Raw genomic sequence first — 12,207 nt, 5'->3', positions numbered from 1 at the left:
GCCATGAGCCAAGATTTCAGCCAGCTGTTCGAACAGGACCGCGCCCACTTCATGCACCCCTCGACCCATGCCCACGACCACGCCAGCGGCGCGCTCAAGGGGCGGATCATCACCGGTGCCGAGGGCATCCGACTGCGTGACCACGAAGGCCGTGAACTGATCGATGCCTTCGCCGGCCTGTACTGCGTGAACATCGGTTACGGGCGCACCGAGGTCGCCGACGCGATCCACCGCCAGGCCAAGGAGCTGGCGTACTACCACACCTATGTCGGCCATTCGACCGAGGCGATCATCGAGCTGTCCAGCCGCATCATCGACTGGGCGCCGGCGGGGATGAAGAAGGTCTATTACGGCCTGTCGGGCTCCGACGCCAACGAGACCCAGGTCAAGCTGGTGCGCTACTACAACAACATCCTCGGCCGCCCACAAAAGAAGAAGATCATCTCCCGCGACCGCGGCTACCACGGCTCGGGCATCATGACCGGCAGCCTCACCGGCCTGGCCAGCTTCCACCAGCACTTCGACCTGCCGGTGGAAGGCGTCAAGCACACGGTCTGCCCGCACTGGTATCGCAAGGCGCCAGCCGGCATGGATGAGCAGGCCTTCGTGCAGTACTGCGCCGAAGCGCTGGAGCAGATGATCCTCGCCGAAGGCCCCGACACCGTTGCGGCGTTCATCGGCGAACCGTTGATGGGCACCGGCGGCATCATCGTGCCGCCCAAGGGTTACTGGCAGGCGATCCAGGCCGTGCTGGATCGCTACGACGTGCTGCTGATTGCCGACGAGGTAGTGTGTGCCTTCGGCCGTCTGGGCTCGAAGATGGGCAGCCAGCGCTATGGCATCCGCCCGGACCTGATCACCACGGCCAAGGGTCTGACCAGCGCCTATGCGCCGCTGTCGGCAGTGATCGTCGGCGAGAAGGTGTGGAGCGTGATCGAAGAGGGCTCGCAGAAGGCTGGCCCGATGGGCCATGGCTGGACGTACTCTGGGCACCCGATCTGCGCGGCGGCGGCGCTGGCCAACCTGGACATTCTCGAGCGCGAGCACCTGACCGAGAACGCCGAAGTGGTGGGGGCCCATCTCAACCGGCGCATGCGCGAGACCTTCGAGGGCCACCCGTTGGTAGGCGAAGTGCGCGGTGACGGCATGTTGTGCGCGGTCGAGTTCATGGCCGATCGCGAGGCGCGCACGGCGTTCGACCCGGCGCTGAAAGTCGGGCCGCAAGTCTCGGCAGCGTGCCTTGAGCGCGGGATGATCGCCCGGGCCATGCCCCATGGCGACATCCTCGGCTTTGCGCCGCCGCTGGTGCTGACCGAGGAGGATGCCGAGCGGATCGTCGCCATCACCAAGGCGGCCGTCGACGAGGTGGCCGGCAAGGTGCTCGGCTAAGCACTGCAGGGGCCGCCAAGCGGCCCCCACAAGCTGGTGAAGCAAGGGCTGTCAGGGTGCGGCAGTTTGCCCAACAAGCGAAACGGCAAGTTGCCATGAATCGACCATACTGACTCTTCATTCGCCTTCATGAGGGTGCCATGGCCAAGCCGTCCAAGCAGAAAGATGCGAAAGAGCAGGCAGAAAAACTGGGCGGCAAAGCCTATGAGCAGGCGCTCAGGAAACTGCACGTGGAGCTCGTGAAGCTGCAGGAGTCGTGCTCTGGCAGGCGCGCAGGCTCTACCGTGCGGTAGAGACCCGGCAGAGCCCGGCGTATTGGGTGAGCTGCCTGACGACCATGTTGATCCTGCTCGGGCAGTCGGTGCAGGACAGTGCCATGTTGATCTGGATCGACCGGCGCCGGGTTCGGGCTGCCTAGCACTCTTGTACTGGCCCTTTCGCGGGCTTGCCCGCTCCTACAGGTACAGCACGATCCCTGTGGGAGCGGGCAAGCCCGCGAAGAGGCCAGCACAGGCAATTCAAGGCTTCCAGTCAATCCCGGTATCCGCCAGATAGGCATCCACCGCAGCCCCGACCGTAGGGTGAAACGCCCGCTCGCCCATATGCTCGAACAACTCGAAGCGCTTCATCTTGTCCTTCACCGGGTCTTTCATCTCGGCAAACTGCAGCTCCACCCCCCGAGCCTCCAGCGCCCGGTCCAGTTCGGCGAGCATGTCCGCCGAGGTGATATCGATGCTGGTCACCGGCTCCGCCGCAATCACCAGCCGCTGCACCGGGGTCGGTGATTCATCCACCGCCGCCAGCACCGTACCCTGGAACTGCTCGGCATTGGCGAAGAACAGCGGCGCATCCCAGCGCAGCAGCACCAGCCCCGGAATCCGCCGCGCCTGTGGATAACGCTTCATGTCGTGGTAGCCACGGGTGCCATCGACGCGCCCGAGCACCGCGTGATGCGGCCGCCAGCCGTCCCACAGGAATTCGATCACCGATATCGCCACGGCAATGCAGATACCCGGGATGGCGCCGAACACTGCGACACCGACGAAGCAGGTGAACGACAGCCAGAACTCCCATTGCTGCATGCGGAAGATGCGTTTGAGATCGGCGAACTCGAACAGGCCAAGGGCCGCCGCGATCACCACGGCGGCCAGTGCGCTGTTGGGCAGGTGCTGCATCAGGTTCGGTGCGACCAGCAGCAGGGTCACCGCCAGCGCGCCGATGATGCCGGTGAGCTGGGTTTTCGAGCCAGCGGCCTCAGCCACCGGCGTGCGCGACGAACTGCTGCTGATCGGGATGCCCTGGAACAGGCCGGAGGCCAGGTTGGCCACGCCCAGGCCAAACATTTCCTGGTTCGGGTTGACGGGCGTTTTCAGCCGCGCGGCATAGGAGCGCGACAACACGCTGGTGTCTGCGAACGACACCAGGGCCACGGCAATCCCGCCCAGCAGCACTTCGACCAGGTCGATGTCGGTGACCCAGGGGAACGCGAAATTGGGCAGGCCCTGGGGCAATTGGCCAAGTACCTTCACGCCCACCTGATCCAGGTCGAACAGGCTGACAGCCAGCGTCGCCAGCACCACGGCGATGAGGATGCCGGGCAGGCGCTTGAAGGGTTTGAGCAGCAGGATCAGCGCCAGGCTGGTGGAACCGACGATGAAGCTTGGCCAGTGTCCACCACCTGCGAACAGTGCCTGGCCAAGGTGCCAGAGGTCGCGCAGCGGGCCTTCGCTGTCGACCTTGATGCCGAACAGCTTGGGCAGCTGGCTGATCAGCACGGTAAGGGCGATCCCATTCATGTAGCCGTAGCGGATCGGCTTGGACAGCAGTTCGGTGATGAAGCCCAGCCGCAGCAGCCCGGCAATCACGCAGAAGGCACCGGCCACCAGGGCCATCAGGCTGGCGATGGCAATGGCGCGCTGTGGGTCGCTGGCGGCGTACTGCACCACCACTGCCAGGATTGGTGCGGCAAGCGCCGAATCCGGGCCGAGCACCAGGATACGGCTGGGGCCGAACAGGGCATAGGCCAGCAGTGGGATGATGGTGGCGTACAGGCCGTAGATGCCCGGTACCCCGGAGGCTTCGGCGTAGGCGATGCCGACTGGCACCAGCATGGTGGTGAGCACCAGGCCGGCGGCGATGTCCTTGGGCAGCCAGGCGGGCTGGTAGTGCAGCAAGGTGGCAAGGCCCGGGAGCCAGCGTTGCCAGTCGAAGCGGGCAGGGGGCGGCCTTTCTTGCATGGATGATGCTCCTTGAGGCCGCGCTGCGGCCCTTTCGCGACACAAGGCCGCTCCAGAGATCGCATATCCCTGTAGGAGCGGCCTTGTGTCGCGAAAGGGCTGCAAAGCAGCGCCGGCAATCCCTCAGACGTAAGACAATTCCTATCCTGAAACCAAATGCTTCAGTTCAAGATAGCTTGGGAATTATCCTACGCACACCGCTGCCGTTTCTCTGTTGTGGATGTAGAGCATCAGGGCTAATTTCCCCGGGTCGTCGCGGTTTGACGACCGGGTGTGAGAGCCCGTCTACATGCAAGAGATTGCCGTCATGGTAGCTGTGCGCGGGCAGGCCCCGTGCCTGGCCGGTTTTCGCTCTTGTTTGGCCGGTCTCTCACCCCGCGTACAGCTGCCACCTAATCCTGTGAGAGGGAAAGGGGAGGTAGTCCATGTAAGCAAACGAGAGAAAAAATCATGAAGAAACTTGTTCCCGATCCACCCGCCAAAGTTACGTCCCAGCCTTTCTACACCATCAACAAAGACATGCCCTCGCCCGAGGCATTGCTCTACGTCATCCAGTTGCTGCGCGGCATTGAAGACACCCTCGACGAATACATCTGCGGGAGTGCCGGCGAGCCGGGTATCGGCATGCTGGTCAACAGTGTGCATAACGTGCAGATGGGGAGGGCGTTGGCCGAGTTGGTCCTGACCCGGGAGGCAGGGGAGATCACCTGGCATTGATGCCAGAAGTCGCGAAAGGGCATGTGTGCCCCACAAAAAAAAACCCTTGAAGCCATGGGCCTCAAGGGGTTTGTCAGTACCGCAGACTGTCGCTTAGACGTTGAAGCGGAAGTGCATCACATCGCCGTCCTTGACGATGTAGTCCTTGCCTTCCAGGCGCCATTTCCCGGCTTCCTTGGCACCGCCTTCACCCTTGAACTGGATGAAGTCGTCATAGGCCACCACTTCGGCGCGGATGAAGCCTTTCTCGAAATCGGTGTGGATCACGCCAGCCGCCTGCGGGGCGGTGGCGCCGACGCGTACGGTCCAGGCGCGGACTTCCTGCACGCCGGCAGTGAAGTAGGTCTGCAGGTTGAGCAGCTCGTAACCAGCGCGGATCACGCGGTTCAGGCCAGGCTCTTCCAGGCCCAGGGCCTCAAGGAACATGTCCTTCTCTTCGCCGTCGTCCAGCTCGGCGATTTCCGCTTCGATCTTGTTGCACACCGGCACCACGACCGCGCCTTCTTCCTCGGCGATGGCCTTGACCACGTCCAGGTGCGGGTTGTTGTCGAAGCCGTCTTCGGCCACGTTGGCAATGTACATCACCGGCTTGCTGGTCAGCAGGTGGAAGCCACGGATGACGGCCTTTTCGTCGTCAGCCATGTTCTTCATCAGGCTGCGCGCAGGCTTGCCTTCGGTGAAGTGCGGAATCAGCTTTTCCAGGATCGCCTTCTGCGCCAGGGCTTCCTTGTCGCCGCCCTTGGCATTGCGGGCAACCTTCTGCAGTTGCTTCTCGCAGCTGTCGAGGTCGGCGAAGATCAGCTCGAGGTCGATGATCTCGATGTCGCGCTTGGGGTCGACGCTGTTGGAAACGTGAATCACGTTCTCGTCTTCGAAGCAGCGCACCACATGGGCGATGGCGTCGGTCTCGCGGATGTTGGCGAGGAACTTGTTGCCCAGGCCTTCACCTTTCGAGGCACCGGCCACCAGGCCAGCGATGTCGACGAATTCCATGGTGGTCGGCAGGATGCGGTTGGGCTTGACGATTTCCGCCAGCGCCGCCAGGCGTGCATCGGGCATCGGCACGATGCCGCTGTTCGGCTCGATGGTGCAGAAGGGGAAGTTCTCCGCCGCGATGCCAGACTTGGTCAGGGCGTTGAACAGGGTGGACTTGCCGACGTTGGGCAGGCCGACGATGCCGCAATTGAAACCCATGGGTATTCCCCTCTCTAGGAAATCAGGCCTTCTGGCTGTGCAGCTCGCGCATGGCCTTGGCGAAGTCGCCGGCCAGCACGTCCGGCAGCACGCCGAGGGCAAAATCGATGCTGGCGTCGAGCTTCTCCTGCTCGGCGCGCGGCGCGCGGCCCAGGACGAAGTTGGAGACCAGTTTGGCGTCACCCGGGTGGCCGATGCCAAGCCGCAGGCGGTGGAAGTCGTTCTGGTTGCCGAGCTGCGCGATGATGTCGCGCAGGCCGTTGTGCCCCCCATGGCCGCCGCCGCGCTTGAGCTTGGCAACGCCCGGAGGCAGGTCGAGTTCGTCGTGTGCCACCAGGATCGCTTCCGGTTTGATACGGAAGAAATTCGCCAATGCCGCCACGGCCTGGCCGCTGCGGTTCATGTAGGTGGTGGGGATCAACAAACGAACGTCGTTGCCCTGATGGCTGAACTTAGCCGTCAGGCCGAAATATTTCTTGTCAGCGGTCAGCGATACACGCTGGGCGCTGGCAATGCGTTCAACGAAAAGAGCCCCTGCGTTATGCCGGGTCTGTTCGTATTCGGGGCCGGGGTTACCCAGGCCGACGATCAACTGGATGGCGGTCACGTCAGGGGCTCTTCCTTGGAGTTGGTGGGTTACAGGGCGCGGGGCGCACTGTAACCCGATCAACACCGGCGTGCGAGTGGATTACTCGGCAGCGCCTTCGTCAGCAGCTTCAGCGGCAACGCGCGGAGCGTGGACGTTGGCAACAGCTTTGTCATCACCGTGGGCCAGAGCAACGAACTCTACGCCTTTCGGAGCTTTCAGGTCCGACAGGTGGATGATGGTGCCGATTTCAGCGTTGGCCAGGTCGACTTCGATGAACTCAGGCAGGTCCTTGGCTTCGCAGGAAACTTCGATCTGCGATTCAACGTGCGAGATCTCGCCGCCTTTCTTGACCGGTGCTTCTTCGTTGATGAAGTGCACTGGAACAACAGCGGTCAGCTTCTGGCCAGCAACGACGCGAACGAAGTCGGCGTGCATGATGAAGCCTTTGGCTGGGTGACGCTGCATGGCCTTGACCACGACGTTCTGCTTGGCGCCGTCGACGTTCAGTTCGATAACGTGGCTGAAGGCAGCTTCGTTTTCGAACAGCTTGGCGATTTCCTTGGCCACGATGGTCAGGGATTGGGCTTCTTTATCGCCACCGTATACAACGGCAGGGATGCTCTGCGAGTGACGCAGGCGGCGGCTCGCACCTTTCCCCAGGTCAGTACGCGCTTGGGCGTTCAGAATGAAATCAGTCATTTTGCTTCTCCAAAATAGCCTCCCGAAAGGCGTTTGCGACCAGCGCCAGACGGGGATGGCAAAAAAGCCCCGCCCCAACAAGTGCTGGGGCGGGGCGCTTCACATCAACACGTGCTCCGCTTAGCGGAACATCGCGCTGATCGATTCTTCGTTGCTGATGCGGCGTACCGCTTCAGCGACAACCGGTGCGATATCCAGCTGGCGGATACGGTCACAGGCTTGAGCAGCGGCGGACAGCGGAACGGTGTTGGTCACCACCAGCTCGTCCAGTACCGACTTCTCGATGTTCTCGATCGCGCGGCCCGAGAGGACAGGGTGCGTGCAGTAGGCGTAAACCTTGGCAGCGCCGTGCTCTTTCAGGGCTTTGGCCGCGTGGCACAGGGTGCCGGCGGTGTCGACCATGTCGTCTACCAGGATGCAGGTGCGCCCTTCGACGTCGCCGATGATGTGCATGACCTCGGAGTGGTTAGCCTTTTCACGGCGTTTGTCGATGATACCCAGATCGACGCCCAGGGACTTGGCAACTGCGCGCGCGCGCACAACGCCACCGATGTCCGGGGAGACGATCATCAGGTTCTCGAAACGCTGGTCTTCGATGTCGTCGACCAGTACGGGCGAGCCGTAGATGTTGTCGACGGGAATATCGAAGAAGCCTTGGATCTGGTCAGCGTGCAGGTCGACGGTGAGAACACGGTCGATACCCACGACAGTGAGCATGTCAGCGACGACTTTGGCGCTGATGGCTACACGTGCCGAACGCGGACGGCGGTCCTGGCGGGCATATCCGAAGTAAGGAATCACGGCGGTGATTCGGGATGCTGAGGAGCGGCGGAAGGCGTCGGCCATCACTACCAGTTCCATCAGGTTATCGTTGGTCGGGGCACAGGTCGGCTGAATAATGAAGACGTCTTTACCGCGAACGTTTTCATTGATCTCAGTGCTGATCTCACCGTCGGAGAATTTACCGACAGAGACGTCACCGAGAGGGATATGCAGCTGACGTACGACACGCCGAGCCAGATCGGGGTTAGCGTTCCCCGTAAAGACCATCATCTTGGACACGCGCAGTACCTGAAGGCTGAGGGTATACCTGGATGAGTATAAGGAAAATGGCAGGGGCGGCTGGATTCGAACCAACGCATGGCAGGATCAAAACCTGCTGCCTTACCGCTTGGCGACGCCCCTGTATCTGTTGCTTGCGAACGCTTATGCGCTCGACTTCTTGAGCAGACTTTGCAGCTTGCGATGCAACATCGAAACATTGCTTCCTTTCGCCACAAACCCTGTTTGGGTCACTGAAAGAAGGGCCAGAACTCTATCAGCTTCGGCTTTGCTTGGGAAGGCCCCAAACACACAACTTCCAGTACCGGTTAGTCGAGCCTCAGTGAATTTACCCAGAGAATTCAATGCGTTGCGAACTTCAGGGTAACTCTGCTCTACCACCGGTTGGCAGTCATTTCGACTGTTTCCCTCGGGAACGGGGCGCATCTTAAGGGGGAGTGAATCACGTGTCAACTGCGGATGTGAAAAAATTTCTACTGTGCTGACAGACACTTGCGGCACCAGCACGACGTACCAGGGTTCCTCGGGGTCGACCGGGGTCAGTTGCTCACCCACGCCCTGAGCGAATGCAGCATGACCACGGACGAACACCGGCACGTCGGCGCCCAGGCTCAGGCCCAGCGTGGCCAGGCGGTCTTCGTCCCAGTCCAGCTGCCACAGGTGAGCCAGTGCCAGCAGGGTGGTCGCCGCATCGGAGCTGCCGCCGCCGATGCCACCGCCCATGGGCAGTACCTTGGTCAGCCAGATATCGGCGCCCAACGCGGTGCCTGACTGCTCCTGCAATTTACGCGCGGCACGCACGATCAGGTTGCTGTCGTGGGGCACGGCTGCGATTTCAGTGTGCAGGCGGATCACGCCGTCCTCGCGCAGGGCGAAGCTCAGTTCGTCGCCATGGTCGAGAAACTGGAACACGGTTTCCAGCTCGTGGTAGCCGTCGGGACGGCGGCCGATGATGTGCAGCCACAGGTTGAGCTTGGCCGGGGCGGGCAGGGTGAGCGTGTGCATGGGGTCAGTGCCCCAGCTGGCGTGGCTGCCAGTCCTTGACCACCAGGGTCACGTCCAGGTCCTTGCCGTGCAGCTTCAGGCGTTCGGGCAGCCAGTAGCCGTTCTGCTCGGTGTAGCTCAGGTATTGCACCTGCCAGCCGTCCTGATCGAGGCTGGCCAGGCGGCTGTCGCCGTCCAGGGTCAGCTTGCTCTTGCTGTCGGGGGCGGGCAGGCCGCGGACCCACCAGACCAGGTGCGAGACCGGCAACTGCCAGCCGAGTTGCTCTTCGAGCAGGGCTTCGGGGCTGGTGGCTTCATAACGGCCCTGGTTGGCCACTTCCAGCACCACGCCACCGGGGCGGCCGGTCAGGCGAGCGGCGCCGCGGCCGAGCGGGCCGGCCAGGCGGATGTCGTAGTAGTCCTGGCGTTGCAGCCAGAACAGCGTGCCACTGCCGGAATCGCGCGGGGCGCGGATGCCGACCTTGCCGTTGATCTGCCAGCCGTCGAGGCTGCTCAGCTGTTCTTTATGGGCGCGCCACTGCTGTGGGTCGCCGTGGCCCTGCAGGGCCTCGCGGCTCCCGAAGCCGGCGCAGCCGGCCAACAGGGCGATCAGGGTGAACGTGATGCAATGGCGCAGGAACATGGCGTTAAAGAGTCTCGGATCCGGTCAGGCGCAGGATAGTCTTGCGCAGGATGGGGCTGTCGGCCTGGGCTTCAAAGCCCTTGGCCCAGACCTGTCGGGCTTCGCGGCGTTTGCCGTTGGCCCACAGGACTTCGCCCAGGTGAGCGGCCACTTCGTGGTCGGGGAAGCGGGCAAACGCCTGGCGCAGGTAGTTTTCAGCCTCGTCGAGGTGGCCCAGGCGGTAGTTGACCCAGCCCATGCTGTCGAGCACGGCGGGGTCGTCCGGGGTCAGCTGGTGGGCCTTGTCGATCAATGTCTTGGCTTCGCTGTAGCGGCTGGTGCGATCGGCCAGGGTATAGCCCAGCGCGTTCAGCGCCATGGCATTGTCCGGCTCGCGGTCGATGATGGCGCGCAGGTCTTTTTCCATCTGCGGCAGGTCATCGCGCTTTTCGGCCAGCATCGCGCGGGTATAAAGCAGGTTGAGGTCGTCCGGGTAGCGCTTGAGGGCTTGCTGCAGCACCTGGTCGGCCTGGGCGTCCTTGTTGTTGTTGCTGTAGCTTTCCGATTCGATCAGGTACAGCTGCACGGCGTAGTCCGGCTGCGCCTCGCGGGCCTCGGCGAGCAGGCGCGAGGCCTCGGTGCCGCGGCCGTTGGCGATGAGGATGTCGGCCTGGCGCAGTTGCGCCGGCAGGTAGTCCGGGCCGCTGCCGACCAGGGCGTATTCGCGCAAGGCGCCAGCCGGGTCGTGGCGCTCTTCGGCAATGCGACCCAGGTTCAGGTGGGCGGCGTCGACGTTGCTGTCGCGCTCGATCAGCTCGCGCAGGTAGACCTCGGCTTCGTCCCAGTCCTTCATCTCCAGGCACACCAGGGCCAGGGAGTAACGCGATTCGTCATCATCCGGGTACTGCTGGACCAGGCTGAGGAATTCGGCCTTGGCGTCGGCCATGCGGTCCTGTTCGACCAGGGTGCGCGCGTAGGTCAGGCGCAGGCGTTTGTCGTCCGGGTTGTCACGAATGGCCCCACGCAGCAGCGGCAGCGCTTCCGGACCGCGGTCCAGGGCCTGGAGCAGGCGCGCGCGCAACAGGATCGGGGCGATTTCGCCATTCTGCGCCGGTTGCGCTTCGAGCAGGTCGAGGGCCTCCTGGGCCTTGCCGTCCTGGTTCAGCAGCAGCGCCTTGCCGAACACCAGCTGGCTGTTGTCCGGGTACTTGACCAGCAGGCGGTCGAAGCTTTGCATCAGGCCGTCGCGGGTGCTCTGGTCGGTTTCGGCGGCCGACAGAGCGAGGAAGTCGAAGTGGGTGTCACCCTGGCCCTGCAACACCTTTTCCATATAGGTCATGGAGTCGTCGTAGCGGCCGGCACGGGCCAGCTGGATGGCGGCGGCGCGTTGGGCGTCGAGGTTATTCGGGTCGTTTTTCGCCCAGATCAGCGCGCTGTCCAGCGCCGGCTCGTCGGCACCGAGGTACTCGGCAATCCGGTAGGCGCGCTCGGAGACGCCGGGGTCCTGGGTCTTTTCGGCCTGGTCGGCGTAGTTGGCCAGGGCGATGTCGAAGCGGTTGCGCTGGCCGGCCAGCTCAGCCACCAGCAGGCTATAAAGGGTGTCCTGCTTGAACGACCCATACACCACGGGCTTTTCCGCCTCGCCCTGGCCGGCCTCGGCAGCGGGAGGCTCGGCATTGTGCGGGGCCAGGCTCTGGCAACCCTGGAGCAGGGCAAAGGCAAGCAGCAGTGCGTAGGGTCTGTTCATAAAGAGGCTTAAAAAGACTAACCGGCGGTCGGAGCATGATGACACAAGCGCGGGGGCAAACCCACCTGCGAAGGTCGTGGTTTACAGCCTGGGTGGTGCTAGGTCGGACAGCGGGGTAGGTGAGAGGTTCGGTGGTGTAGATCGCTCCGTTGATTGGTTATTGAACGGGAAACAGGAAATGGGAAAGCACGAGCGCAGAGAGCAGCGTCAGATGCAAGGCCAGCAGGCAGAGAAGAATGCATCGATGCTTTCGGGGGAAAGCCTTGACCTCCTCTGCGTTAGCGAGTCCTCGCCATATGAACAATTTGGGCGTTGCCAATACTACAGATATGGAACCAGTGCGTATCAACTTGCCTGGCAGGCCTGCGAATCTGTAGATTTTTCTGTTATCTATGATGTATTTGCAATTTGATAAAAATGACTCAAAAAGCTCGGTGTATTTATGAGCAACGTAGCACTGGGTAATGAATGTGAGCGCCATTGGAATAATGATTGAAATTCCTACTATTCCCGGTTCCAAGGTCGTATTCACTTCAGGCTTTCCCGATATAGAGATTCACCGAAGGATTTGCTCTTTTCTCCAGCGTAGTCACCTGAATACTTCCCTCCTATGGCTCTCGCCACTGTCAGTGCCCAGATCCAGCCATCGCTGACCACGCCTGCGCCCATGGACGCATGGGCAAGCAGACTCTTGAGCAACTCGAAATTATCCAGAAAGAACTCATCGGCACCTTGCCCGCTGCGCATCAGCCCCATGTGTGTCGTGGCAGCGTTCGCCATCAGATAGGCCTCCTGGCAGGTACAGGAAGCCGTTGACCAGTCACCGACTATGACCAGTTCGCGCTCCTGACAACACTGTTGTAAATGTGTGAATTCAGAACGTCGAACTTGTTCGCAGAATGCCCACTCAGCGCAAGGCCAGCCTTGAGCGTGTGGTAGTTCTGCATTCTGGGATTGATGAACGCGC

At 62.2% G+C, this 12,207-nt stretch carries 11 protein-coding genes, 1 tRNA gene and 2 pseudogenes; 4 read left to right on the top strand and 10 right to left on the bottom strand.

Annotation, left to right across the window (positions count from 1 at the left end; genetic code table 11):
* Positions 1 to 3: 3 nt before the first annotated feature.
* Together ACIPW4_RS26045 and ACIPW4_RS26040 are read left to right on the top strand one after the other, a co-directional pair.
* Positions 4 to 1,389 carry an aspartate aminotransferase family protein gene (locus ACIPW4_RS26045; protein ID WP_400663223.1) on the top strand — a complete coding sequence of 462 codons (1,386 nt, stop codon included), beginning with the start codon at positions 4 to 6 and terminating at the stop codon, positions 1,387 to 1,389.
* 140 nt (positions 1,390 to 1,529) lie between these two features.
* Positions 1,530 to 1,643: pseudogene (locus ACIPW4_RS26040) on the top strand (polyphosphate kinase 2); the annotation flags it as partial.
* Positions 1,644 to 1,907: 264 nt separating this feature from the next.
* Here ACIPW4_RS26040 and ACIPW4_RS26035 read toward each other — a convergent pair.
* Complete coding sequence (locus ACIPW4_RS26035; RefSeq protein ID WP_400663220.1) at positions 1,908 to 3,626, bottom strand: SulP family inorganic anion transporter; 1,719 nt, start codon at positions 3,624 to 3,626, stop codon at positions 1,908 to 1,910.
* A 450-nt stretch (positions 3,627 to 4,076) separates the two neighbouring features.
* On the opposite strand from ACIPW4_RS26035, the gene ACIPW4_RS26030 reads away from it, so the two are divergent.
* Complete coding sequence (locus tag ACIPW4_RS26030; protein ID WP_400663217.1) at positions 4,077 to 4,343, top strand: hypothetical protein; 267 nt, start codon at positions 4,077 to 4,079, stop codon at positions 4,341 to 4,343.
* A 93-nt stretch (positions 4,344 to 4,436) separates the two neighbouring features.
* Here the strand turns inward: ACIPW4_RS26030 and ychF are convergent, their stop codons facing one another.
* The 8 genes from ychF to ACIPW4_RS25990 form a co-directional block, all read right to left on the bottom strand.
* Entirely contained in the window at positions 4,437 to 5,537 is a 1,101-nt protein-coding gene (gene ychF / locus ACIPW4_RS26025; RefSeq protein WP_016484859.1) for a redox-regulated ATPase YchF, read from the bottom strand.
* Between the two features lie 22 nt (positions 5,538 to 5,559).
* Positions 5,560 to 6,144 carry an aminoacyl-tRNA hydrolase gene (gene pth / locus ACIPW4_RS26020; RefSeq protein WP_009686183.1) on the bottom strand — a complete coding sequence of 195 codons (585 nt, stop codon included), beginning with the start codon at positions 6,142 to 6,144 and terminating at the stop codon, positions 5,560 to 5,562.
* An 81-nt stretch (positions 6,145 to 6,225) separates the two neighbouring features.
* Positions 6,226 to 6,825, bottom strand: a complete 600-nt coding sequence (locus ACIPW4_RS26015; RefSeq protein ID WP_400663214.1) for a 50S ribosomal protein L25/general stress protein Ctc — start codon at positions 6,823 to 6,825, stop codon at positions 6,226 to 6,228.
* A gap of 120 nt (positions 6,826 to 6,945) precedes the next feature.
* Entirely contained in the window at positions 6,946 to 7,887 is a 942-nt protein-coding gene (locus ACIPW4_RS26010) for a ribose-phosphate pyrophosphokinase (protein WP_003247410.1), read from the bottom strand.
* 48 nt (positions 7,888 to 7,935) lie between these two features.
* A tRNA-Gln gene (locus tag ACIPW4_RS26005) sits at positions 7,936 to 8,010 on the bottom strand.
* Between the two features lie 21 nt (positions 8,011 to 8,031).
* On the bottom strand, positions 8,032 to 8,892 hold the full coding sequence (ispE, locus tag ACIPW4_RS26000) for a 4-(cytidine 5'-diphospho)-2-C-methyl-D-erythritol kinase (RefSeq protein WP_400663212.1): 861 nt from the start codon (positions 8,890 to 8,892) through the stop codon (positions 8,032 to 8,034).
* Positions 8,893 to 8,896: 4 nt separating this feature from the next.
* Complete coding sequence (lolB, locus tag ACIPW4_RS25995) at positions 8,897 to 9,514, bottom strand: lipoprotein insertase outer membrane protein LolB (RefSeq protein ID WP_012270479.1); 618 nt, start codon at positions 9,512 to 9,514, stop codon at positions 8,897 to 8,899.
* A 4-nt stretch (positions 9,515 to 9,518) separates the two neighbouring features.
* Complete coding sequence (locus ACIPW4_RS25990) at positions 9,519 to 11,240, bottom strand: tetratricopeptide repeat protein (protein ID WP_400663209.1); 1,722 nt, start codon at positions 11,238 to 11,240, stop codon at positions 9,519 to 9,521.
* A gap of 178 nt (positions 11,241 to 11,418) precedes the next feature.
* Between ACIPW4_RS25990 and ACIPW4_RS25985 the strand changes: the two genes are divergently transcribed.
* Positions 11,419 to 11,652, top strand: a complete 234-nt coding sequence (locus tag ACIPW4_RS25985) for a hypothetical protein (protein WP_400663206.1) — start codon at positions 11,419 to 11,421, stop codon at positions 11,650 to 11,652.
* Between the two features lie 227 nt (positions 11,653 to 11,879).
* On the opposite strand, the pseudogene ACIPW4_RS25980 reads toward ACIPW4_RS25985, so the two are convergent.
* Positions 11,880 to 12,207, bottom strand: a pseudogene (locus ACIPW4_RS25980) (hypothetical protein); the annotation flags it as partial.

The organism is Pseudomonas sp. NPDC089996 (genome assembly GCF_044748405.1).
Lineage (GTDB): Bacteria > Pseudomonadota > Gammaproteobacteria > Pseudomonadales > Pseudomonadaceae > Aquipseudomonas.
This window is presented reverse-complemented; position numbering and strand designations above follow the sequence as displayed.